The sequence below is a fragment of the Marinobacter caseinilyticus genome (genome assembly GCF_011074955.1).
Taxonomy (GTDB): Bacteria; Pseudomonadota; Gammaproteobacteria; order Pseudomonadales; family Oleiphilaceae; genus Marinobacter; species Marinobacter caseinilyticus.
This window is the reverse complement of record NZ_WUQJ01000023.1, coordinates 246,621-270,039: the sequence shown is the minus strand read 5'-3', so window position 1 is coordinate 270,039 and position 23,419 is coordinate 246,621. Positions and strand designations below refer to the sequence as shown.

Sequence of the window (23,419 nt, the reverse complement as noted above, 5' to 3'; positions counted from 1 at the left end):
CCCAGGAATACGATAATACCCGTCAACCTATACCGTGTTTGACGCATTCGCAAACCTCACCGCAGTAACCTCGTACAATCACGGACAATATGCCGCGCCCAAGGCGCCGGCGGTCACTCAGGCTGCCAGCGGCAGCGATACCGTCGCACACAGCCCGGTGTGGCCATCGCTGCGATCGTCCAGTTGCAGGCTGCCGCCGTGAAGCTCAGCGATGTGCTGGGCGATGGCCAGGCCCAGGCCCGCGCCCCGGCCCTTGCGCTGATCGAGCCGCACAAACCGGCTCAGCGCCCGCTCACGGTCGGCCCTGGGAATGCCCGGGCCGTCGTCATTGATGCTCAGATGGCAATGCTGATGGCCCTTGCGCAGCATGACCTGAATGTTGCCGCGAGGCGGGCAAAACTGGATGGCATTGGCAACGAGGGAGCGGATCAGGGTGGCGATCAGGGCCGCGTTGCAGCGCACCGGACAGGGTCCGTCGGCGTCGTCGAACGACAACTCCAGGTTTTTTGCCAGCACCAGCGGGGCAATGTCCGCCAGGGCGTCGGCGGTCACCGTGGCCAGGTCCAGCCGCTGGATGTCGGCGGCAAAATCCGGGTCCAGCCGGCTGAGCAACAGCATCTGCTCGACCAGGTGCGTCATCCGGTCGACCGACTCCAGCAATGGCGTGGCAACCTCCGCGTTGTCCGGCAGCGCATGCTCCACGTTCAGCCGCAGGGCGGCCAGGGGGGTGCGCAGTTCATGGGCTGCGTTGGCGGTAAACTGGCGTTCCCGTTCCAGGGCGTCGTCCAGCCGCCCCAGCATGCCGTTGATGGCTGCCACCAGCCCCCGGACTTCCTCCGGCGCCATCGACTCGTCCAGGCCCTGGATCGCCTCTGGCGCCATGTAACGGACGTGCTGTTCCAGCCTTGCCAGCGGCTTGAACGCCCAGCGGATGGCGGCCACCACCGCCAGGATCAACAGTGGCAGTACCACCAGCAGCGGCAGGGTGTTGCCCAGCGCCAGCTCCTGACTGAGCTCGCGCCGGATATCGTCCCGCTGGGCCGAACGCACGGTGAAGCCGGTCCGTTGGTCCCGGATCAGGAACGTGCGCCAACGGTTGCCGTCGAATTCAATCCAGCCATAGCCCGGTTCGCTGGTCTGGGAGCCGGCTTCCCGGATGGTGGACGCCAACAACGGCTCACCGGTCGGCGACCAGACCTGAAACATGATTTTCTTTTCATACTTGTGGCCGGCGCCGCCCGGCAACACCTCGTCGTCTTCGTTGTCGCTGAAATGCGGCAACTGTAAGGTTTCGTTAAGGGTCTCGCGCAACTGCGCCATGGACTGGTCGTTTTGCAGGTTACGCACCAGGCCCTGGACCACGCGGGTGTTCTGCGCGAGCTCGGCGTCAAACACCTCTTCCAGCTCGTGGTTGCTCTCAAGGTAACTCCAGACCGCAGCGGTCAGCGCCATGGTCAGCACCAGCAGGGTCAATGTCAGCGTTAAGGTACGGGTCAGGGACATCAAAGGTACTCACAGGTACTGGCGGCGTTGCTGTCGAGCATGTACCCAACGCCCCGGATGGTTCGGATGAGGGATTTCCCGAGGTGCTTGCGCAGATGGTGAATATGAACTTCCAGGGCGTTGCTTTCAACACCGGCATCCCAGCCATAGAGCTGGTCTTCCAGTTTGCGCCGGGTCGCCACCTGATTGGGGTGGCGCATCAGGTAATAGAGAATCTGGAACTCGGTGGGTGATAACGGCACCGGATGGTCACTGACTGACAGCTGGCAGGCGGCGGGATCCACTTTCAGGGTGCCGATTTCAAGGTACGTGCTGGCGTTGCCGTCGCCCCGCCGGATGATGGCCCGGATGCGGGCTTTCAGCTCTTCCATGGCAAAGGGTTTGGTCAGGTAGTCGTCGGCGCCGGAGTCCAGACCCTTCAGTTTGGTGTCAAGGTCGGTGCGGGCCGTGAGAATGATGATGGGGGTGGTGATGCCCCGGCTGCGGGCGCTCCGGAGCACTTCCAGACCGTCTTTGCCCGGCAGCGACAGGTCCAGAATAATCACATCGAAGTGTTCGTTGAGAGTAGCGCTCAGGGCCTGCTGGCCGTCATCGATCCAGTCCACCGTGTGCTGCTGCTGCAACATCGAGACCATGGTTTTGCCCAACAACGGGTCATCTTCTATCAGCAGTATGCGCAATCTCCAATCCCTCCGGTTCTGCCCTGCGGGTGGGCTGACGATCATTTCATGTCGACCTTAAGCTTCCCTTAAGACTCGCGCCTTATTCTCAAGTCACGTTGTAAGAGGAGTACTGATGCATGTTGGATACCTCTGTGCCTTTTATCTTAGATGTTTCTGCGGCATCCGGCGTGCGCGATGTTGCACGGGTGGGTGGCCACACGCTGTATTCGGTCCGGCCCGAAGATAATGCCTGGGGCAGTGTGGAAGCCTTTATCAGGAACCGGTTCTGGCAGGCGTTTGCCGCCGTGCCGTCGATTCAGGTGCCGGAGCTGGTGGTGCTGTGCGATGACCGGCATGTGATGCTGGCGGCGGTCGGGCTCCAGCTCGCTGGCCCGGCCCCGTTGTTTGTGGAGAACTATCTGGGCCAACCCGTTGAACAGGCGATGGCGCCCCGGGTGGTCGCCGACCGCAGCCTGATTGTGGAGATTGCCCACCTGGCGGGGGTGCAGGGCGGCATCAGCCGGCTGTTGTTCCCGATGCTGACGGTACTGCTGCACGACCAGGGCATCCAATGGGTGACCTTCACCGGCACCCGTCAGTTGCGGGTCAGTTTTCAGCGTCTCGGCCTGACCGCTCACAGCCTGGGCGTTGCCGATCCCGACCGGATTCCCGGCGGGGCCGAGGCCTGGGGCCATTATTACCATCACCAACCGGAAGTGCTGATCGCCCACGTGCCCTCGGGTTATCGCGTGCTGGCGGATAAGGGCGTGTTAAGCCGGGTTTTTCCCCAATCCAGGGACGGAGATGCGCATGAACTCTCTGCTTGACCGGTTGGCGCTGCACGCCCGTCAGCGGCCTCATGACGTAGCCGTGCGCGACGACCAGCGGGACCTGAGCTACAGCGAGCTGTGGCAGTGGGTGACGGAACTGGCGTCGGCCCTGACGCTGCGGGGTGCCGGCCGGGTCGGGCTGATGGGGGACAACACCCTGGCCTGGGTGGCGGCCGACCTGGCCTGTCGCCTGGCACGCATTCCCTGTGTGCCGATTCCGGTATTTTTCTCGGCGCAGCAACGGGAGCATCTGAAAACCAGCGCCGGCCTGGATGTATTGCTGTGCGATCAGCCGGAGGCTCTGCGCCAGCAGGGCGTGGCGCCGGAAGCACTCGACCATGCGGTGTGGATGGGTCGGTTGGTCCCGCCACAGGCCCCGGCGGCGATCAATAAGCTTCCGGACGACCTGGCCAAGGTCACGTTTACCTCGGGCAGTACCGGGACACCCAAAGGCGTGTGCCTGACCCATCGCCACCTCGACAACACCGTGGCGGCGCTGGCCGAGCGGTTGGCGTCGGTGGCATTGAGTCGGCATTTGTGTGTGCTACCGCTGGCGACCCTGCTCGAAAACGTAGCCGGCGTATACCTGCCGCTCTGGTTGGGCGCCAGTGTCACCGTGCGGCGCTTGCAGACGCTCGGGTTTAGCGGCAGCAGTGGCCTGGATATGGATCAGTTCTTGGCGACCCTGGGCGCGGAGCAGCCGGATTCGCTGATACTGGTGCCTGAAATCGCGCACCAGCTGGTGGCTGCGGTCGGGCGGGGGGCGGAATGCCCGGCCAGCCTGACCTTTGTCGCCGTCGGCGGTGGCAAGGTGTCGGTCGACGTGTTGCTGATGGCCCACCGCCTGGGGCTGCCTTTTTACGAAGGCTACGGTCTGTCCGAGTGCGGCTCGGTGGTGGCGCTGAACACGCCGGACGACAACCGCCCCGGTGCCGCCGGGCGTCCGTTGTCCCACATTAACGTCACGGTGTCGGGCGAGGGCGAGTTGCTGGTGACCGGCAACACCTTCGCCGGTTATCTGGGTGAACCGTCACGCCCGGACTCCACACTCGCCACCGGCGATCTGGGCCACCTGAGCAAGGACGGTTATCTGTTTGTGGATGGCCGTCGCAAGAACCTGCTGATTACCCGGTTTGGCCGCAACATCAACCCGGAGTGGCTGGAGAGTGAATTGCGATTGGCCCCGGGCCTGCTGCAGTCCGTGGTGATCGGTGACAACCAGGTTTATCCGAGTGCCCTGGTGATGCCGACCAAAACCGCGGATATCCCGGCGCTGGTGGCGTTCGTAAGGACGCTGAACCAACGGCTGCCGGATTACGCCCGGCTGCAAACCCTGCACGTCAGCGCCACGGCCATGACGCCTGCCAACGGCATGCTCACCGCCAACGGTCGCCTGAACCGCCATGAAATTTCACGACAGCTCGAACACTGGCTGGGCCAGTGTGAGCCCTGGTCGGTGATGGACGCCGCACCGGTATCGCCGGATGTCGCCAACCTTGCATGAGGAACACACGATGAGTTTTTTTGAAACCCTGCAAACTGAAACCGCGGAAGCACGCAACCATGTCATGACGGCACCGGTGCTGGCGGCCGTCGGCAAAGGCCAGTTTTACAAGGCCAGTTATGAGTATTTTCTAAGCCAGGCGTATTACCACGTCAAGCACACGGTGCCGTTGATGATGGCCTGCGGCGCGCGGTTGCCCGACCGGCTGGAGCCGGTCCGGAGCGGGTTGGTGGAATACATCCAGGACGAATACGGCCACCAGGAATGGATACTGAACGATCTGGCGGCCTGTGGCGCTGACGCCGAGGCGGTCCGCCATGGCGCGCCCGACCTGCCGATTCAGCTCATGGTGTCGTACCTCTACGACGTCATTGCGCGCGGCAACCCGCTCAGTTTTTTCGGCATGGTCCAGGTTCTGGAAGGCTCCAGTGTCGAGCTCGCCACGCCGATGAGTCAGCAGATCCAGCGCCAGCTGGGGTTGCCGGATCAGGCGTTCAGCTACCTCTATTCCCATGGCAGCCTCGATGTGGGGCATTTCGAGTTCTACCGCAACCTGATGGACGGCATCACCGATCCGGACGACCAGGCCGCGATTATCGAATCGGCGCGGGTGGTGTACCGGTTGTACGGTGACATGCTGCACGCCATTCCGCTGACCCAGGTAACAGAGGAGCGTTGCCATGCCACTGCATGATCGAACCTTTTTGCTGTTGGGGGCCACCGGTGGTATCGGACAGGCGTTGATCAAGCCCCTGCTGAAGACCGGGGTGCGGCTGATCGTCGGGCTGCGGGACGTTGGCCGGGAAACGTCGGCCACCCATTTGCTTGAACGGGTCCGTATTGATCTGGCGGCACCGGATCTGGACCAGCAGCTGGCTGCTGTCTCGAGTCAATACCCGGCCATTGACGGGGTGATTCACTGCGCCGGCCAGAACACCTTTGCCAGCATCGAGGCCACCACGATGGCCGACATCGACCAGATGCTGGCGGTGAATCTGCGCAGCCCCATGGCCCTGAGCCGGCACTTTGTGCCCCGGTTCCGGACCATGGGGCGTGGCACCCTGATGTTTGTGGGCTCAACGTTCGGCAGCATCGGGTTCCCTGGCTACTCGGTGTACAGCGCGACCAAATTCGGGTTGCGGGGGTTTTCCGAAGCGCTCCGGCGCGAAGTGTCGGACTCCAGTCTTGAGGTGCTGTACCTGGCGCCACGGGCAACCCGAACCGATATGAACACCGCGGAAGTGGATGCCCTGAACGATGCCCTGGGGAATACCACCGACGCACCCGAACAGGTGGCGGCACAGATTCTCAAAGCGCTCACCCACACCCGGCGCCGCACGTATCTGGGCTGGCCGGAGAAGCTCTTTGTCCACCTCAACGGGGTGCTGCCGCGGCTGGTGGACGCCGCGCTGCGCAAACAATTACCGATCATTCGCCGCTTTCTGGACCAACGGGGGTAACTCATGACACCGCGTATTGTTACTTATTTAGTACTCACACTTGCCAGCACCCTGGCGCTGGCGGGCAACCTGCCAGACGATCTGCACGCCCTGCAACAGCAATGGGCGGTCACCCAGTACGAGACCGCGGACGAGGCCAAAGAAAAAGCCTTTGAAGACCTGGTGGCCAACGCCGAGCAACTGGTGAAGGACTACCCGGGTAAGGCCGAGCCACTGGTGTGGAAGGGCATTATCCTGAGCACTTTTGCCGGTTATAAGGGCGGGCTGAGTGCGCTGGGCCTGGCAAAAGACGCCCGCAAGGCGTTTGATGCCTCGCTGAAGCTGGACGACAAGGCGCTGGATGGCTCGGCCCACACCTCCATTGGCACCCTGTATTACAAAGTGCCGGGGTGGCCGTTCGGCTTTGGCAATGAGGAAAAAGCCGAGATGCACCTGCGCGAAGGCCTGCGCCTGAATCCGCAAGGCATTGACCCGAACTATTTCTTTGCGGAATTCCTGCTGGATCAGGGCGAACCCGAGCGGGCCCGAGCCTACTATGAAAAGGCCCTCCAGGCCCCACCCCGCCCGGACCGACCCCTGGCGGACAAAGGCCGTCGCCACGAAGTGGAAGTTCGTTTGAGCGAGCTGGGGGCGCGATAACCGGCGGTCATTCCCGACAGGCATCGCTTTCATGGCGCGATCATCTTCGGTATAAGAACCCCTTACACGTGACAGCCCACACCCGCATCGCCGGGTGTGGTGGCCAGGGGTCCGGAGACCAAACCATGTCAGCTAAACATACCCTCGTACTGGGCGGCATTCGTTCCGGTAAAACCGCGCTGGCGGAACAGCAGGCCTCCGCCACCGGGATGCCGGTGGTGTATGTGGCGACCGCCACCGCCGGGGACGACGAGATGGCCGGGCGAATCGAGCGCCACCAAGCTCAGCGTCCGGTGACCTGGGGCTTGATCGAAGTGCCGCAGGCACTGGCCGGAGCCATGACGCAGGCGGCCCGGCAAACGGCGCCGCCGTGTTTGCTGATCGACTGCATGAGCTTATGGCTCAGCAATCTGATGCACGCGGGTACGGAGGTGATGGCCCGTGAACGGGCCGCGTTCCTTGACGCCGTGGTGGCTTACCCTGGCAACCTGGTGGTGGTCAGCAACGAAGTCGGGCTTGGCACCATTGGCATGGACCCATTAACCCGCGCCTTCTGCGACCAGCTGGGCTGGCTCAATCAGGCCCTGGCCGAGCGCTGTGACCGGGTGTTGATGAGTGTGGCGGGGTTGCCGCTCAAACTGAAGTGAGCCCGGGTTAGCCGTGGGACACCAGGCAGCTCAGCCGTCCATGGGGGCTGTGATCGAGGCGGACCCGGGTACGGCAGGCGTACGGCACTTGCATGGCCGACAATACCCGCTCTTGCGGCACCCCCATGACGGCGCCCACCGCGACCCGAACCACCCCGCCGTGACACACCATTAAGATCCGCTGGCCGGCCAGGTGTTCGGTCCAGTCGCGCCAGGCGTCGGCAATTCGGTTCTGAAAGTGACTCAGGCGCTCCCCGCCCGGCGGTGGGTTGGTTTCCGCATCGGCCCAAAATCGCGCCAAGGCCGCCGGGCCATACTGCGTGTTGATGGCCTCCACGGTTTTGCCTTCCCACTCGCCAAAACGAATTTCACGCAGGCGGTCATCGGTATGCAGGGGAATGGCCAGCCGTTCGGCGAGGGTCTCGGCGAACCGGAGGCAGCGCTGCATGGACGAACTCAGCACCACGTCCCAGGTTTCGTCGTCGCCAATGGCCGCGGCCATTTGATGCCAGCCCAGCGGGCTGAGTGGATCGTCCTTGCTGCCCCGGAACATCGGGCCGCCTTCGGGTTCGCCGTGGCGGATCAGGTCGATGATGGTGGTGGTGTCATTGCCCATCACTGACTCCCGCGTCGGCAAAACTGGCCATGGCATTGTGCAGGGCACAGGCGTGGCGCAACAGCGAGGTGGCGACCGCTGCGCCGCTGCCTTCGCCCAGACGCATCTGCAGGTCCAGAAACGGCTGGGCCTGCAGCGCTGACAGAATGGCACCATGGCCGGGCTCGCCGGAGCGGTGGGCAAAATGCAGCCAGTGTTTCAGTGCCGGTTGTTGGCGAACCGCCACCAGCGCGGCAACGGACACAATAAAGCCGTCCACCAGAACCGGTATCCGGCGTTGGCCGCAGCCCAGGAAAGCGCCCGCCAGGGCAGCGATTTCGAAGCCCCCCAGGGACGCCAGAACGGCCAGCGGGTCGGTGGCAGTCCCATGACGCTGCAGCGCCTGGCCGACCACGTCGGCCTTGTGGCGCATACCGGCCGCGTCGAGCCCGGTGCCGGGGCCGACCAGCGCCACCGGTGGCTGGCCCAGCAAGGCACAGGCGATGGCGGTGGCGCTGGTGGTATTGCCAATGCCCATGTCGCCGCCGATGAACAGTTGGGTGCCGTTATCCGCCGCCCGTTGCGCGGCCTGATCGCCCGCCGTCAATGCGGCTATCGTCTGAACGTCGGTCATGGCGGGTGCTGTCACCAGGTTGGCGGTGCCGGGCCCGACGCGCTGCGTGATGACGCCGGGTAGCTCGGGTAACGGGGTCAACGTGCCAATGTTGACCACTTCCAGCCGGGCGTCCAACTGCCGGGCAAGCACGCTGATGGCCGCGCCGCCATGGGCAAAGTTGGCCACCATCTGGCCGGTCACGGCCTGGGGAAAGGCCGACACGCCCTCGGCACAGACCCCGTGATCGGCGGCAAACACCGCGATCTGCACCCGGTCCACCGCGGGCTGGTCGGTATTCTGTTGCCCACACAAATCGATGGCGAGATTTTCCAGACGGCCAAGGGAGCCGGGTGGCTTGGTCAATGAGGCTTGTCGTTGCCGTGCTCGCGCCCTGCGGTGGTCGCAGGGCAGTGAGGGTGCTTGATGCCAGAAATGCAAGTCGGTCACAGGGAAGGCCCGTTAATGGATCGTGGGCGCACGATGGTCTAACGCACCACCGGGGCTGTCAAGTACACTGCGGGTCTGGGCCCACGAATAAGTGAGGCGGCAGCAACACACAGCATCAAGGACAGGTTGTGGACAGTCTATTAAGTACGGTGGTGGTCTGCCTGACGGCCATCCTGATCGACCAGTGGCTGGGTGAGCCCAGGCGTTGGCATCCGTTGATCGCCTACGGTCGCCAGGTCGAACGCGTTGAACGCTGGCTGAACACACCGCCAGGTCAAAATGTTGCCCGCGGAGCCTGGGGGGTGGCGATGCTGGTTGGCGCCCCGGTCGCGGCGGCGCTGCTGTTGATCTGGATATTGCCCCCGGCGCTGGAGATGGTGGCGGAAGTGCTGGGGTTGTGGCTGGCGCTGTCGCTGCGGGGGCTGGCGGAGCATGCCCGGGCGGTTGAATACCCGCTTCGGGCTGGCCATCTTGTGACCGCGCGTCTGCAGGTGAGCCGGATGGTCAGCCGCCAGACCGAATCGCTGGACGACACCGGGGTGGCGACGGCCGCCACCGAGTCGGTGCTGGAGAACGGGGCCGATGCGGTTTTTGCCAGCCTGTTCTGGTTTTTGGTGGCCGGTTTGCCGGGCGTGGTATTGCACCGGACAGTGAACACCCTGGATGCCATGTGGGGTTATCGCAACCCGCGTTACCTGAGTTTTGGCCGGGCCGCCGCCCGGCTGGACGATGTGCTGAACTGGGTGCCGGCCCGCCTGACCGCGATGACGTACGCCCTGGTCGGGCATTCCTCCCCCGCCCTGCGCTGTTGGCACACCCAGGCGGCGGCCTGGGACAGCCCCAATGCCGGGCCGGTCATGGCCGCCGGTGCCGGCGCCCTGAAAGTAACGCTCGGCGGGCTGGCGACATACTCCACCGGGGTAAAGACGCGCCCGTTGCTGGGCGAGGGCCCCGCGCCAAACGCCTTTACCATCGACCGGGCGATTGCACTGGTGCGCCGCGGCGTCTGGCTGTGGATGATACTGCTGGGGGTGCTGGCGCTGATGACCATGACGCCCACCGTGATTCACAGCGGTGTGTCGTAATTTCACAATGGCAGGTTGTTCATTCATGGTGGCGCGCTGAAACTTCCCAAGGAATGTCCCGACATGACCCGGCGTCCGGCCCACGGGGGGCGATTGCACGCCGCTGCCCGGCGCTGGGGTATCCCGTACGAGGAATGGCTGGACCTGTCGACCGGTATCAATCCGCACGGCTGGCCAGTGCCCGGGATTCCAGCGGCGCTTTGGCAGCGTCTGCCGGAAGACGACGACGGTCTGACCGAAGTGATCCGTGTCTGGGCGTCGCCGCCGACCGGCGCGGGCGTGCTGGCGGTGGCGGGCAGTCAGGCCGCCATTCAGGGCTTGCCATTGCAGCGTGCCGGCGCTCGGGTGGCGGTTCCCGCCCCGGGGTATGAAGAACACCGCTTCGGGTGGCTGAACGCCGGTCATACCGTCGTCGCGCTGAGCCCGGAACAGATTGACCAGCAACTGGACCGGTTGGACGTGGTGGTCTGGATTCAGCCCAACAACCCGACCGGTGTCAGGCTCACATCGGAGCGGCTGTTAGGTTGGCATCAACGCCTGGCAGCCCGCGGGGGCTGGCTGGTGGTGGATGAGGCTTTTCTGACTGCGGCCGATACCGGTAGCCTGGTGCCCTTCACCGACCGGGAAGGCCTTATCGTGTTGCGCTCAGTGGGTAAGTTTTTCGGTCTGGCGGGCATTCGCGCGGGCGCGATGTTTGCCATACCGGCCCTGTGTCAGGCCTTGAACCGGAGCCTCGGCCCCTGGGCGCTCAGTGGCCCCAGCCGTTACGTCATGGCGCAGGCGTTGTTGGACCACGACTGGCAGCAAGGGATGACCAAAACCCTCCGGCAGGACGCCCGCCGGCTTCGGGCGTTACTGGCCGACGTCGGCTTGCGACCGTCCGGCGGCACGGATTTGTTCCAGTACGTGCCGCATCCCCAGGCCGGGCTGCTGGCCGACAGGCTCGCCCGGGCGGGCATTCTGGTACGCCGGTTTGATGCGCCGTCGGCCCTGAGGTTTGGCTTGCCAGGCTGTGAGCAAGACTGGCAACGATTGCAGGCGGCGATGCAAAGCCTGGTAAATTAATTGACCGTTCGGTCACCGATTGCTAGCCTTGCCGCTCTTTACAGGTGTCCCGTCGCAATGCGCGGCGGGGTGAAACGGGAAGCTGGTGAATCCAGCGCTGCCCCCGCAACGGTAATTGAGTGAACCCTGATCAAACGCGCCACTGTACCGACGGTATGGGAAGGTGATCAGCGGAGGACGCTTGCGTCCGCTCATAAGCCCGGAGACCGGCCTGAAAAGCGGGAACCTTGATGGTTTCCATCACCAGACGTTGCGGTGGGCGACGGTATGGTGGGTGATCCCGAGCCCTCCCATCCCGCTCGCCGAAGACCCGCCAGCCCAGCCCCCGCCACATTTAAACAATCGTGCGGGCGTGCACGGTGTGCTGAGCGAGATACGAATATGACCACTTCAAACCTGCTGTCGGTGCTGATTGTCACCGCGGCCTCCCTATGTGTGTTACCGACAACGGCCTGGACTCAGACCGGTTCCGACAATCCGTCGGCCGAGCCCGATGACGTCGTCACTGAAACGACGGAAACGGCTGTCGCGGCAGAAACCAATGACCAGCGCCTTGAGCCCCTGGTAGTCACCGCCACCCTGACCAACCAGACCGTGGGTGAGAGCCTGTCGTCGGTCACCGTGATCGAAGAAGACGCCATCCGTCGTCAGCAACCCCGGGAATTCTCGGAGCTGTTGCTGGGACAACCCGGCATCGACATTGCGGGCAACGGCTCCTTTGGCAAAAACACCAGTGTCTATACCCGGGGTACCGGCAGTGAATCCACCGTGCTGTTGCTGGATGGCGTGCGGTTGCGGTCGGCGACGGCGGGCAGCGCACCCTGGGCGTTCGTTCCGCCTCAGCTGCTGGAACGGGTAGAGATTGTGCGCGGGTCGCGCAGCAGCCTTTACGGTGCCGATGCGGTCGGTGGTGTGGTGCAGGCATTTACCCACGCCGCCACCGCGACCCCGGAAGGCTGGGTCAATGCAGGGGCCGGCAATTTCAATTCCCAGGAAGTGGGTGCTGGCGTGGCCGGGCGCGATGGCCGATTCACCTACAGCTTCAATGCCAACCATTACACCACCGACGGCACGGCACTCATCGAAAACGGGGAAGACAAGGGCTACCGGAATACCTCGGGCATCGCCCGGATCGGCCATGAGTTTGAGGGCGGCGGCCAGGCCAGCGTGCTGATGGTCCGTGCCGAGGGCAATACCGAGTTTGAGGGCGGCGAAACCGACTTTGCCATCCAGACCCTGGGGCTGACGCTGGAAGCACCGGTCAGCGATTACTGGATCAGCGAAGTGCAGTTCGCCGAGTCCATCGATGAGCAACAAACCCTCGACGAATTTGGCGACAGCACCTTCGACACCAAAACCCGCAGCGCGCGCTGGGAAAACCATGTTTATGCCGGACCGCATCAGGTCATTGTCGGCACCGAACTGCTGGTCGATACCGTCGACAGCACCACCAATTTTGACGAAAACAGCCGCACCAACACCGCGGTGTTTGGCCTGGCGTTGCTGGACTTTGGTGCGCCGGACCTGCAGTTCAGTCTCCGGGCCGACGATAACGAAGCCTACGGCCGCAATGAAACCGGCTCGGTTGCCCTCGGTGTGGCGTTGGATGATGCCCACCGCTTCCGGGCCAGCTACCGGACCTCGTTCCGTGCCCCGACGTTTAACGACCTCTACTTTCCAGGCTTCGGCAACCCGGACCTGAAGCCGGAAAAAGCCCGCTCCGCCGAAGTGGGTGTCAGCGGGCACTATGACCAGTGGTTCTGGGATGCGGTCGTGTATCAAAACGACATTGATAACCTGATTGTCTTCACCTCCATGGGCGGCGTCTTTGCCCCATTCAATGTCGATGAAGCCCGCATCCGGGGTTTGGAGCTGAGCACCGGCCTGGATCTGGCCAACTGGCATTTCCGTGCGACTGCGGCCGTGATCGATCCCCGCAACCTTGAGACCGATAACCGCATTCGTCGTCGCAGCGCGCAACAGTTGCGCCTTGAAGTGGACCGGGACATTGGTTCGGTGTCGTTGGGGGCCACTGCCAAGGCGCAAGGGTACCGCTACGACGATGCCGCCAATCAGAACCGGCTGGCAGGCTTTGCCACTCTGGATCTGCGGGCCGGCTGGCAATTTGCCCGCGACTGGTCCACCCGCCTGACGGTGGACAATATCTTCGACAAGCAATACACCACCGCCCAGCGCTTCAACGGCGACAACTACATCAGTGCCGGTCGTACGGCGTTCCTGTCGGTTCGTTACGACTTCCAATAAGATGGCACTGTAATCACTGCACGGGACGACGGAATGATGGCACGGCCGGTCTGGCAACGATGGTGGATACTACTGCTCGCGCTCTGCCCCGTGCTGGCGCTCAGTGCTCCGCGCTGTGCCGTGGATGACTGGGGTCGCGAAGTGTGCCTGTCCGGCGCTGCACAGCGCATCGCGGCGTTGTCACCGGGCGCCACCGAGCTGGTGTTTGCCGCCGGTGCCGGCGCGCACGTGGTGGCCGTGGTGGCCTACAGTGATTTCCCGCCGGCCGCCCAGGCGGTACCGTCGGTGGGCAGCCACACCCGGCTGGATCTCGAAGCTCTGGTGACCTTGCGCCCGGACCTGGTCATTGCCTGGGTCACCGGCAATCCGGCGGAGCAGATTGAAACCCTGGCCGACCTGGGTATGCCGGTGTTCTACATTGAGCCCCGGGATTTTGACGGCGTATCAACGGCGATTGAGCGGCTCGCCTACCTGGCGGGCACCGAAGCCGAAGGCGAGCGGGTTGCCGCTGCTTTCCGCGCCGGCATGGCGGAACTGGCCGCCCGCTATGAGGCTGCGGCGCCGGTGCCGGTATTCTATCAGGTGTGGGACGAACCCTTGATGACGGTCAACAACGACCACCTGATTGGAAAGGTGCTGACCCTCTGTGGTGGTGTGAACGTGTTTGGTGATCTCGACCGGCTGGTGCCGCGCATCGCGGTGGAATCGGTGCTGGTGGCCAACCCCGAGGCCATCGTCGCCGGCGGTATGGGTGAGGAGAACCGCCACTGGCTGACCTATTGGGAGCAATACCCTCACCTGCAGGCCGTCGCCCGCAACAATCTGTTCTTTGTGCCGCCGTCCCTGATCCAGCGCCCCACCCCGCGATTGCTCGAAGGCAGCCGTATCCTGTGCCAGAAACTGGAGCAAGCCCGTGCCCGGCGTTAACACGCTGTCGCCAGGGACCCCGAACCGGCGCAGCCCCGGCGGAGGTGGCTTATGCGGCCACTGACCATCCCCCTGATGGCACTGGCGCTGTGCTCCGTGTCCGCGCTGGTACTGTCGGTGACGGTCGGCAGTGCCCCGGTGGCGCTGGCGGATGTTTGGGCCGTACTGGCCGGGCAGGGCAACGATCTGGCCAATACCCTGGTACTGGAATTGCGGGTGCCGCGGTCGGTCGCCGCGTTTGTCACCGGGGGGTTGCTGGCGGTGGCCGGTGCCCTGATGCAAGTGTTGCTGCGCAATCCTCTGGCGGATCCTTATGTGCTGGGCCTGTCCGGAGGCGCCGCCGTGGGTGCCTTGTTGGCGATGCTGGCCGGGCTCGGCAGTGTGGTGGTGTCGGGTTCGGCCTTTGCCGGCGCGCTGGTGGCCACCCTGATGGTTTTCGGCCTGGCACACGGTACCGGCAGTTGGACGCCGTCGCGGTTGTTGCTGACCGGGGTGGTGGTCGCGTCCGGCTGGGGTGCGATCATTACTCTGATGCTGGCCATCAGCCCGGCCAACCGCTTGCCGGGCATGCTGTACTGGCTGATGGGTGATATGTCCTACGCCCGTGCGCCGTGGTTTGCCCTGGTGGTGCTGGTGGCGGTATGCCTGCTGGTGGTGCCGTTTGGCCGCAGCCTGAACGTGTTGGCCCGGGGGCCGATGCAGGCGGCGGCACTGGGGGTCTCGGTGCGCCCGCTGGAATGGACCATCTATCTGGTGGCCAGCCTGTTAACCGCCGTCGCCGTGACCACCGCTGGCAGCATTGGATTTGTCGGCCTGATCGTGCCCCACATGCTGCGGCTGGTGCTGGGCAACGATCAGCGCCTGATCCTGCCGGCTTGCGCGCTGGCCGGCGGTACGTTGCTGACGCTGGCGGACACCCTGGCCCGCACAGTGATAGCGCCGGAACAGCTACCGGTGGGCGTGATTACCGCCCTGATCGGGGTGCCGACGTTCCTGTTCCTGTTGTATCGGAGTCGCTGATGAGTGCACTGACAACCGAACTACTGGTGATCGACATACCGGGTCGGGCCGACGGCCGGGCGTTGGACCTTGACCTGCAACCGGGCCAGGTATGGGGTGTGTTGGGTCCCAATGGTGCCGGCAAGACCACGCTGCTCCATACCCTCGCCGGTCTGCGGGCGCCCCGGTCGGGCCAGGTGCGGATCAGCGGGCAACCGCTGGCCCAGATGCGTCGGCGGGCGGTTGCGCAACAATTGGGGTTGATCTTTCAGGAGCGTCAGGACGGGTTTCCCGCCACTGTGCTGGAAACCGCACTGATTGGTCGCCACCCGTACCTGTCGCCCTGGCGAATGGAAGGTGCGGAGGAGTTTCAGCGGGCTAACGAGGCGCTGGCTGCGTTGGATGTGGGCCACCTGAAGGACCGTCTGGTGAGCACGTTGTCGGGGGGCGAACGTCAACGGGTAGCCATCGCGACGGTGCTGACCCAGGCGCCGGACATCTGGCTGGCGGACGAGCCCACCAACCATCTGGACCTGCACCATCAATCGGCAGTGATGGCGTTGTTAAACCGGCAGGCGCAATCGGGTCGTACTGTGTTCATGTGTCTGCACGATCTGAACATGGCGGCGCGCTGGTGCGACCATGTGTTGCTGTTGTACCCGGACGGGGAGGCCTGTTGGGGGCCGGCAGCGGAGATGCTGGTCCCGGAAGCGCTGGAGGCGCTGTTCAATCAGCCGCTTGCGATGGCGACCGTGAACGGGGCGCCGGTTTTTGTGCCCATTGTCTAACCTGTGGATCAGACATTAAGGAGTGTCCTATGCGTGACCGGGCGAAAGACCCCGAACGCCATGCCCGCCGGATGGCGGCAAAACAGAAAATCATGCAGGAACGCATCGCCCATGCCCAGAAAGAGCAAGGCATCTTGCTCGTCCTGACCGGGCCTGGCAAAGGTAAAAGCAGCTCTGGATTTGGCATGGTGGCCCGGGCGCTCGGCCATGGCATGAAGGTCGGCATTGTGCAATTCATCAAGGGTGCGTTCAGTACCGGCGAGGAGGCGTTTTTCCGTGACTTGCCCAACGTGGACTATCACGTCATGGGGCAAGGCTACACCTGGGACACCCAGGACCGGGAACAGGACGTGACGGCCGCTGAGGCCGCCTGGGACATAGCCAGCCGGATGCTGTCCGATGACCGTTACGACCTGATTCTGCTGGACGAGCTCAACATTGCCCTGCATTACGACTACCTCAGTCTCGACCGGGTCCTGGACGATCTCCAGGGCCGGCCGGAACGACAGCATGTGGCCGTGACCGGACGCCATGCGCCGAAGGAGCTGATCGAGCTGGCCGACACGGTGACCGACATGCAGGTGGTGAAACACGCTTTCAAAGACCAGGGCATCAAGGCCCAGAAAGGCGTCGAACTCTAGCCCGGCGCCCCGTGTAACGACAGGGCATCGAGGATTGGCGAGAACTCGGTGGCGTTGCACGCTGGCCCGATGCTGGCAAATGTAGCCGACGCTTCGCTTCGGAACAGGCCCCGGGCCTGCCGGGGTGACCCTCGGGGCCCTGTCGGACCCACCGAAGCTGAAGCGTCGGCTACGACGCGCCGTCGACTGCAGGGATGAGCATTCTTCTCCAGGCGTGGCCTTGTTTCCGGGCAGAATGCGATGTATTAGACAAAAAGCCTATCGCGGTGTGGCTTGAAAAGTACAGACTCTGCACACTGTTCTCGGTAGCTGGTAGCTGGTAGCTGGTAGCTGGTAGCTGGTAGCTGGTAGCTGGTAGCTGGTAGCTGGTAGCTGGTAGCTGGTAGCTGGTAGCTGGTAGCTGGTAGCTGGTAGCTGGTGCCCGGCCCGGCGCTGGCAAATGTAGCCGACACTTCAGCTTCGGAGCAGGCCCCGGGCCTGCCGGGGTGACCCTCGGGGCTCTATCGGGCCCACCGAAGCTGAAGCCACGACGCACCGTTCGACAGCCGACATGGGCAGTTCCCCTCAGGGCATAGCCGTGTCGCCGGCCCAGCGCGATGCACCCATAAAAAAACCCCCGACTGGCGGGGGTTTTTTGACTCACGTGTGACGCTTACATGGCGGCAGCACGGGCTTCTGCAAGCCAGCTATCGTAAGTTTCACGATGGCCTTCGATCCACGCCTTGGTGTGCGACATGATTTCGCGCTTGGAGTCTTCCCCGTCACGAATCTTCATGTTCTGGGCGCTGACATCGTTGACCGGCAGCTTCATGACTTCAAACAACTTGGCGGCCGCCGGGTTGGCGTCGGCCCACGCCTTGTTGGCAACAATGCGCTCGCTGTTGATTTCAAAGCCGTAGTTCTTGCCATTGGACAGCGCGGTGTCGGAGCCGTTCGGATTTGACGAGAACGGAACTTCCAGCCAGGTTACGTCATCGCCCGGTGACAAAATGCCGGATACCCAGTAAGGGGTCCAGGTGTAGTAGAAGACCGGATCGCCTTCGTTAAAGCGGGTGATGGTGTCGGAAATGATCGCCGCGTACTGACCCTGTTTGTGGGTCACGGTATCCCGCAGTTTGAAGGCATCCATCTGATGCTCGATCACACCTTCACAACCCCAGCCTGCCTGACAACCGGTCAGATCCGCCTTGCCATCGCCGTCGGTATCGAACAGCTTGGCAATTTTCGGGTCTTTCATGTCTTCGATGTTGTCGATGTCGTACTTTTCGGCCGTCTTTTTATCAATCAGGTAGCCCTGGGCTGCGCCAGTAATATAATGGCCCTTGCGGAAGAACTTTTCGTCACCGCCGGCATTGCTGTACATGGCGTTGTGGAGTGGGTACCAGCTTACTGCGAGGTAAGTGGCGTCACCACTGGCAACCGAGGTGTAACCGGCGCTGTAATCCACTTCCTGAGTGTCTTTGACATCGTAGCCCAGGTCACGAAGAGCCTCGTTGATCAGCATGGTCTGGAAGGTTTCTTCCGCGATTGTGCTCTGGATGGGCTGAACGGTTACGCCCTTGCCAGGCATGGTCTCTGCGTGGGCTGTCAGGGCCAGTCCACCCGCAAGCAACGTGCCTGCGATCATAGTTTTCAACTGCATAGTCTGTACTCCTGTTGCAACATTGAATTTATCCGACGTCCCTGCCTTTACTCACTAGCGAATACACAATGCCGGCCGGGCCGGCTTCATACCAGTGTCGTTTACCGCGCTCTCGGGAATCTTTGCCGAGGGCCTGGGTCATGCGATCGAGAATAATGGCCAGAATGACGATGCCGATGCCACCCACGGTCGCCAGCCCGATATCGAGCCGGCCGATACCGCGAAGCACCATCAGGCCGAGGCCAGGCACGGCAATCATCGACGCAATCACCACCATGGACAGTGCCAGCATCAAGGTCTGGTTGACCCCGGCCATAATGGTTGGCATGGCCAATGGCAGTTGTACTTTGTAGAGCAGCTGGCGCGGGCTGGCGCCGAACGAGCGCGAGGCCTCGACCAGATCACCCGGCACCTGGCGGATGCCAAGGTTGGTCAGGCGAATAACCGGTGCGACCGCGAATATGATGGTCACGATAACCCCGGGCACGTTGCCGATGCCGAACAGCATGACGATGGGCACCAGATAGACGAAGGCCGGGGTGGTTTGCATGGTATCCAGAATGGGCCTTACCGAACTGGCTACCCGATCGCTCTTGGCCATCCAGATGCCGGTGGGAATACCGATCGCCATACAGAACAGCACCGAGGTCACCACCAGCGACAACGTCGTCATGGCCTCATCCCAGGCGCCAATCGCGCCCATGACAAACATGCCCGCCATGGCGGCGATGCCGAGCCTGATGCCGGACACCTGCCAGGCCAATATCCCGAATATCAGGATGATGATCGCTGGGTGAATACTCAGTAGGGTGGCATCGAAAATGGTCAAGGCGAAGTCGACGGGTTGCTTGATCAACTGAAAGAACAGGCGGAAGTTGTCAACAATCCAGTTGATGCCGGTGTCGACACCACCCTGGATGTCGAACCATTCGGTACGGAATGGCTCGCTGAAGGTGTTCTCCAGGGCCTGGGTATCCTCGGCCTGGCTCAGCCAGTCGCCACCTTGCTGTTGGGGTTCCGATTCAGCGGCTCCCCACGGGTCCGAACTGGTTGCATCGGTGCTGGTGGTGCCAGCACTGGCAGCGGGCTCTGCCGTGCCGCCCCAGGGGCTGCCACTGCTTTCAAGGTCGTAGGGTACCGCTTCGGAATTCTGTGCGCTGCGTTCTTCAGCCATGATTAATCATCCTCCCGGTTCAGCGCCTGTAACAACGCGGTGCGTGATACCACACCGACATAGCGGCCCTGCTCGTCGGTGACCGGCAGGCCACAAGGGGCCTCGGCGACGCTGCCGATAATACTGTTCAGATAGGTATCAGACGCAATCGCCTCAATGGTTGGCAGCACGGCTTCGTTAATTGACTGGTCCTGCTTTTCCGCTTTCAGCAAGGATTCGACAGACACCACGCCCTGGAATATCTGGTCGCGACTCACCACATAACCGTAGTCGCGGTCTGCCTCGCGCAAACGCGCCAGCGCGGCCGCAATACCGGCACCTTCGCGCTCAATGACCGTGACTTGCTTACGTTGAGCCACATCGGCGGCGGACAATACGGTCGATTTGTCGACCCCTCGGAAGAATGAACGGACGTAGTCATCGGCGGGATTTTTCAGGATGTCGTCCGGCGTGCCGACCTGAACCACTCGCCCGCCTTCCATGATCGCAATGCGATCACCGATGCGCATGGCTTCGTCCAGGTCGTGGGAGATGAACACTACGGTGCGGCTTGAATTCTGCTGCAGTTTTACCAGTTCATCCTGCATTTCGGTGCGGATCAAAGGGTCCAGGGCAGAAAACGCTTCGTCCATCAGCATGATTTCCGGGTCATTGGCCAGCGCTCGGGCGAGGCCTACACGCTGCTGCATGCCACCGGATAACTCATCGGGGTAACTGTTCACATTGGCTTCCAGGCCAACCTGGGCCAAGGCATTGCGGGCGCGCTTGTGGCGCTCTTCCCGTGGCATGCCCGACAGCTCCAGACCAAAGGCCGCGTTGTCGATGACGTTCATGTGAGGCATGAGGGCAAAGGACTGAAAGACCATGCTGATTTTTTTGCGCCGGAGCTCGTTGAGTTCCGATTCCGAGAGGTTGGAAATGTTCTGGTCGCCAATCCAGACCTCACCATCGGTGGGTTCGATCAGGCGGTTGAGGAGGCGCACCATGGTGGATTTGCCCGAGCCCGACAGGCCCATGATGACAAAAATTTCGCCTTCCTGAATTTCGAAGGAGGCATCCATGACGCCAAGTGTCTGGCCGGTGCGTTTGAAGATTTCATCTTTCGGTATGCCTTCCCTGACCAACTTCATTGCTTCCTTGGGTTGACCTCCAAACACCTTATATAGGTTTTTCACGACAACCTTAGGCTGCATCGATTTTTGGTCCTTTTTTATCAATTAGTTAATCTTACGAGCAAGAAACGGGCCCGGACCATGGGTTTCCTACATTACCACTAGTATAGGTGTGTTTTGCAAATTCTCCCGGTTTGTAGCCAGAGCCTCGCCTATCAGCTGTTCTGGGCGAATCGCAACCGGTACCATAGATCCAAACGTCCGTGGGTCAGCCTTCAAGGCGAGGGAGTATTGACGCCCTGCAATTGCAACCTTCGGCCCGCACCATTGTGGAGCAATATTTTCCGTGATCACTCTGATGGTGCAAGGCACCACCTCCGACGCAGGTAAAACCACCGTTGTGGCGGCACTTTGCCGCTGGCTGGCCCGGCAGGGCGTGTCGGTGGCGCCATTCAAACCTCAAAACATGGCGTTGAACAGTGCGGTGACCACCGACGGTGGCGAGATCGGCCGCTCCACCGCGTTGCAAGCTTTGGCCTGTGGTCTGTCGCCCCACAGCGACATGAACCCGATACTGCTCAAACCGCAAAGCGATTGTGGCGCGCAGGTGATCCTGCGGGGCAAAGTTCACGGCAATATGGACGCGCTGGACTATCACACCTACAAAGCCGAGGCCATGCAGTCGGTGCTCGATGCCTGGCGGAGCCTGTCGAGCCGATACGACGTGATCATTGCGGAGGGCGCTGGCAGTCCGGCTGAAATCAACCTGCGTGCGAATGACATCGCCAACATGGGGTTTGCCGAAGCCGCCGATTGCCCGGTGCTGTTGGTGGGCGACATCGACCGAGGCGGCGTTTTCGCGCAGTTGGTTGGCACCCTGGAACTGATTTCCGCTTCGGAGCGGGCGCGGACCCGGGGCTTTATAATCAACCGCTTCCGGGGCGACATCGGGTTGCTGGAGCCGGGCCTGGACTGGCTCACCGAGCGTACTGCCAAACCGGTGGTGGGCGTGCTGCCCTACCTCCATGGCCTGATTGTGGATGCCGAGGACAGTGTCGGCACCAGCGGCGACCACGAATCAGGCGCGCTGAGCGTTGTGGTACCGGTACTGCCCCGCATCAGCAACCACAACGACTTCGACCCACTGCGCCTGCACCCCGGCGTGAAGCTGCAATTTGTTGGCCCGGACCAGCCCATCCCAGCAGCCGATGTGATCATACTGCCCGGCAGTAAAAGTACCCGACATGATCTGGAATGGCTCAAAGTTCAGGGCTGGCCGGAAGCGATCCGCAAACACCTGCGGTACGGCGGTAAAGTGATGGGCATTTGCGGCGGCTTCCAGATGCTGGGCTCAGTGGTCACCGACCCCGATGGCCTGGAAGGCGATGCCGGTGACACCCAGGGGCTGGGCCTGCTGGAACTGACTACCCGCATGGTGGCCGGCAAACAGCTTACCCATGTGACGGGCCATTTGACGTTCGACACCGAACCGTCACCGCTGACCGGCTATGAAATGCATAACGGTGTCTCCTCCGGACCCGCACTGACCCATCCGATGGCCGACCTGGGAGGGCGACCGGACGGTGCCATCAGTGCAGACAACCAGATTATGGGAACCTACGTGCACGGTATTTTCGATTCCCCGCAGGCCTGTGATGCTTTGCTCAACTGGTGCGGTTTGTCGGGGGACGGAGGTGGTAACCGGCAGGCGATTGACTATCAGGCCCATCGCGAACAGCAACTGGACCGGCTGGCGGATATGGTGGAGGCTCACCTGGATACCGAATGGCTGCGGAGCCTGCTGGGCCTGACGCCTGAAGACGCTGGCGCGGGGCGGAAAACCTTATGAGCACCCAGGAACAGAACCACAACCGGCCGTTCACCGACGACGAGCTGCATGGCCTCTATCGCGCCATATATGAGCGCCGGGATGTGCGCTCACAATTCCTGCCAGACCCGATCCCCTCAGACGTACTGGTCCGGTTACTGAACGCGGCCCATCACGCACCGTCCGTGGGTTTTATGCAGCCCTGGGATTTTATCGTGATTGACAGTGTGGCGGTGCGGGAATCGGTGCTCGCCATTTTCGAGCAGGAAAACCGTAAAGCGGCGGAGAATTACACCGGCGATCAGGGCGCCCGCTACCGTAGCCTGAAACTGCAGGGCATTCTGGAAAGCCCGATCAATCTCTGCATCACCTGCAACCGGAGCCGGGGCGGCCGCCATGTGCTGGGCCGCAACTCTGTTGTTGAAATGGATTTGTTCAGCACCTGCCTGGCGGTGCAAAACCTGTGGCTGGCGGCCCGAGCCGAAGGCATCGGCGTGGGCTGGGTCAGTATTCTTGATCAGCAGCAACTGGCGCACACCCTGAAACTGCCCAACGACGTCTACCCGCTGGCCTACCTGTGCCTGGGTTACGTCAGCGAATTCCTCGACCAACCGGAACTGCAAGCCAAGGGCTGGCGCTCACGGCTGCCGCTGGACGAGCTGGTTCATGGCAATACCTGGGGCGAGGGCTTAGGGAATGAGGAGCTGCAGGCCGAGCTGGCAAACAAAAAAGTGTGGTGAAGCGATGCCGCGCGAGTGACTTGCGAAGACACACTCAGGTTGGCGGATGAACGGCGTGGGCCGATCGTTTGGGTTGGCAATACGATTTGACGGGGCGCGTTCGCGGGGTTACACATGGCATGGACTGAGGGCGCAGGAAGCGGCCCATTAAAGGACGAACTGAGGATTGGATTCGGTGTCACAGAACCGGCGCAAAGGGGATGTCCTCAGACCTTTCTGTGAATGACGAGAGGGACGTTACCCGACGTTT

At 62.5% G+C, this 23,419-nt stretch carries 22 protein-coding genes and 1 riboswitch; of the genes, 15 read left to right on the top strand and 7 right to left on the bottom strand.

Annotated elements, in window-relative coordinates; genetic code table 11:
- Nucleotides 1-117 precede the first annotated feature (117 nt).
- Both GRX64_RS12870 and GRX64_RS12865 read right to left on the bottom strand, forming a co-directional pair.
- Nucleotides 118-1,503 (bottom strand): sensor histidine kinase, encoded by a 1,386-nt coding sequence (locus GRX64_RS12870; protein ID WP_166267815.1) that lies wholly within the window; start codon nucleotides 1,501-1,503, stop codon nucleotides 118-120.
- The gene (locus GRX64_RS12865; protein WP_166267813.1) at nucleotides 1,503-2,183 is read right to left on the bottom strand and encodes a response regulator transcription factor; all 681 of its coding nucleotides are present in this window, start codon (nucleotides 2,181-2,183) and stop codon (nucleotides 1,503-1,505) included. Before GRX64_RS12865 ends, GRX64_RS12870 begins: the two co-directional genes overlap by 1 nt.
- 134 nt (nucleotides 2,184-2,317) lie before the next feature.
- Between GRX64_RS12865 and GRX64_RS12860 the strand changes: the two genes are divergently transcribed.
- The 6 genes from GRX64_RS12860 (at nucleotide 2,318) to cobU (ending at nucleotide 7,245) form a co-directional block, all read left to right on the top strand.
- Nucleotides 2,318-2,992, top strand: coding sequence for a thermostable hemolysin (locus GRX64_RS12860; protein ID WP_166267811.1), 675 nt, complete (start codon nucleotides 2,318-2,320; stop codon nucleotides 2,990-2,992).
- Nucleotides 2,976-4,499 carry an AMP-binding protein gene (locus GRX64_RS12855; RefSeq protein ID WP_166267809.1) on the top strand — a complete coding sequence of 508 codons (1,524 nt, stop codon included), beginning with the start codon at nucleotides 2,976-2,978 and terminating at the stop codon, nucleotides 4,497-4,499. The genes GRX64_RS12860 and GRX64_RS12855 overlap by 17 nt, the downstream gene beginning before the upstream one ends.
- Nucleotides 4,500-4,509: 10 nt before the next feature.
- Entirely contained in the window at nucleotides 4,510-5,193 is a 684-nt protein-coding gene (locus GRX64_RS19610; protein WP_166267807.1) for an iron-containing redox enzyme family protein, read from the top strand.
- Nucleotides 5,180-5,959: an SDR family oxidoreductase gene (locus tag GRX64_RS12845; protein ID WP_166267805.1), complete on the top strand. Its 780-nt coding sequence runs from the start codon at nucleotides 5,180-5,182 to the stop codon at nucleotides 5,957-5,959. The genes GRX64_RS19610 and GRX64_RS12845 overlap by 14 nt, the downstream gene beginning before the upstream one ends.
- Nucleotides 5,960-5,962: 3 nt before the next feature.
- Nucleotides 5,963-6,598 (top strand): tetratricopeptide repeat protein, encoded by a 636-nt coding sequence (locus GRX64_RS12840; RefSeq protein WP_166267803.1) that lies wholly within the window; start codon nucleotides 5,963-5,965, stop codon nucleotides 6,596-6,598.
- A 125-nt stretch (nucleotides 6,599-6,723) separates the two neighbouring features.
- On the top strand, nucleotides 6,724-7,245 hold the full coding sequence (gene cobU, locus GRX64_RS12835) for a bifunctional adenosylcobinamide kinase/adenosylcobinamide-phosphate guanylyltransferase (RefSeq protein ID WP_166267801.1): 522 nt from the start codon (nucleotides 6,724-6,726) through the stop codon (nucleotides 7,243-7,245).
- 7 nt (nucleotides 7,246-7,252) lie between these two features.
- Here the strand turns inward: cobU and GRX64_RS12830 are convergent, their stop codons facing one another.
- Together GRX64_RS12830 and cobT are read right to left on the bottom strand one after the other, a co-directional pair.
- Nucleotides 7,253-7,861, bottom strand: coding sequence for a histidine phosphatase family protein (locus GRX64_RS12830; protein WP_166267799.1), 609 nt, complete (start codon nucleotides 7,859-7,861; stop codon nucleotides 7,253-7,255).
- Nucleotides 7,851-8,894 carry a nicotinate-nucleotide--dimethylbenzimidazole phosphoribosyltransferase gene (gene cobT / locus GRX64_RS12825; RefSeq protein WP_235937677.1) on the bottom strand — a complete coding sequence of 348 codons (1,044 nt, stop codon included), beginning with the start codon at nucleotides 8,892-8,894 and terminating at the stop codon, nucleotides 7,851-7,853. Before cobT ends, GRX64_RS12830 begins: the two co-directional genes overlap by 11 nt.
- Nucleotides 8,895-9,031: 137 nt before the next feature.
- On the opposite strand from cobT, the gene cbiB reads away from it, so the two are divergent.
- The 7 genes from cbiB to cobO all read left to right on the top strand — a co-directional run bounded on the left by cbiB (nucleotide 9,032) and on the right by cobO (nucleotide 16,673).
- The gene (gene cbiB / locus GRX64_RS12820) at nucleotides 9,032-9,988 is read left to right on the top strand and encodes an adenosylcobinamide-phosphate synthase CbiB (protein WP_166267795.1); all 957 of its coding nucleotides are present in this window, start codon (nucleotides 9,032-9,034) and stop codon (nucleotides 9,986-9,988) included.
- A 63-nt stretch (nucleotides 9,989-10,051) separates the two neighbouring features.
- Nucleotides 10,052-11,053, top strand: a complete 1,002-nt coding sequence (gene cobD / locus GRX64_RS12815; RefSeq protein WP_166267793.1) for a threonine-phosphate decarboxylase CobD — start codon at nucleotides 10,052-10,054, stop codon at nucleotides 11,051-11,053.
- 25 nt (nucleotides 11,054-11,078) lie between these two features.
- A riboswitch (cobalamin riboswitch) is annotated at nucleotides 11,079-11,282 on the top strand.
- A gap of 152 nt (nucleotides 11,283-11,434) precedes the next feature.
- On the top strand, nucleotides 11,435-13,318 hold the full coding sequence (locus tag GRX64_RS12810) for a TonB-dependent receptor plug domain-containing protein (protein ID WP_166267791.1): 1,884 nt from the start codon (nucleotides 11,435-11,437) through the stop codon (nucleotides 13,316-13,318).
- Between the two features lie 36 nt (nucleotides 13,319-13,354).
- Nucleotides 13,355-14,245 (top strand): cobalamin-binding protein, encoded by an 891-nt coding sequence (locus GRX64_RS12805; RefSeq protein ID WP_166267873.1) that lies wholly within the window; start codon nucleotides 13,355-13,357, stop codon nucleotides 14,243-14,245.
- A 51-nt stretch (nucleotides 14,246-14,296) separates the two neighbouring features.
- Nucleotides 14,297-15,265, top strand: a complete 969-nt coding sequence (locus GRX64_RS12800; protein WP_166267789.1) for a FecCD family ABC transporter permease — start codon at nucleotides 14,297-14,299, stop codon at nucleotides 15,263-15,265.
- Nucleotides 15,265-16,032 carry an ABC transporter ATP-binding protein gene (locus GRX64_RS12795; RefSeq protein ID WP_166267787.1) on the top strand — a complete coding sequence of 256 codons (768 nt, stop codon included), beginning with the start codon at nucleotides 15,265-15,267 and terminating at the stop codon, nucleotides 16,030-16,032. The genes GRX64_RS12800 and GRX64_RS12795 overlap by 1 nt, the downstream gene beginning before the upstream one ends.
- Before the next feature lie 29 nt (nucleotides 16,033-16,061).
- On the top strand, nucleotides 16,062-16,673 hold the full coding sequence (cobO, locus tag GRX64_RS12790) for a cob(I)yrinic acid a,c-diamide adenosyltransferase (protein ID WP_166267785.1): 612 nt from the start codon (nucleotides 16,062-16,064) through the stop codon (nucleotides 16,671-16,673).
- A 652-nt stretch (nucleotides 16,674-17,325) separates the two neighbouring features.
- On the opposite strand, the gene proX is transcribed toward cobO, so the two are convergent.
- From proX to proV, 3 genes are read right to left on the bottom strand one after another with little or no spacing between them, the layout of a single operon-like run.
- Nucleotides 17,326-18,315, bottom strand: coding sequence for a glycine betaine/L-proline ABC transporter substrate-binding protein ProX (gene proX, locus GRX64_RS12785; RefSeq protein ID WP_166267784.1), 990 nt, complete (start codon nucleotides 18,313-18,315; stop codon nucleotides 17,326-17,328).
- A gap of 28 nt (nucleotides 18,316-18,343) precedes the next feature.
- Nucleotides 18,344-19,489, bottom strand: a complete 1,146-nt coding sequence (gene proW / locus GRX64_RS12780; protein WP_166267782.1) for a glycine betaine/L-proline ABC transporter permease ProW — start codon at nucleotides 19,487-19,489, stop codon at nucleotides 18,344-18,346.
- A gap of 2 nt (nucleotides 19,490-19,491) precedes the next feature.
- Nucleotides 19,492-20,682, bottom strand: a complete 1,191-nt coding sequence (gene proV, locus GRX64_RS12775; protein ID WP_166267780.1) for a glycine betaine/L-proline ABC transporter ATP-binding protein ProV — start codon at nucleotides 20,680-20,682, stop codon at nucleotides 19,492-19,494.
- A 265-nt stretch (nucleotides 20,683-20,947) separates the two neighbouring features.
- On the opposite strand from proV, the gene GRX64_RS12770 reads away from it, so the two are divergent.
- Together GRX64_RS12770 and bluB are read left to right on the top strand one after the other, a co-directional pair.
- Entirely contained in the window at nucleotides 20,948-22,450 is a 1,503-nt protein-coding gene (locus tag GRX64_RS12770) for a cobyric acid synthase (protein ID WP_166267778.1), read from the top strand.
- Nucleotides 22,447-23,169 (top strand): 5,6-dimethylbenzimidazole synthase, encoded by a 723-nt coding sequence (bluB, locus tag GRX64_RS12765; protein ID WP_166267776.1) that lies wholly within the window; start codon nucleotides 22,447-22,449, stop codon nucleotides 23,167-23,169. The genes GRX64_RS12770 and bluB overlap by 4 nt, the downstream gene beginning before the upstream one ends.
- Nucleotides 23,170-23,419 lie beyond the last annotated feature (250 nt).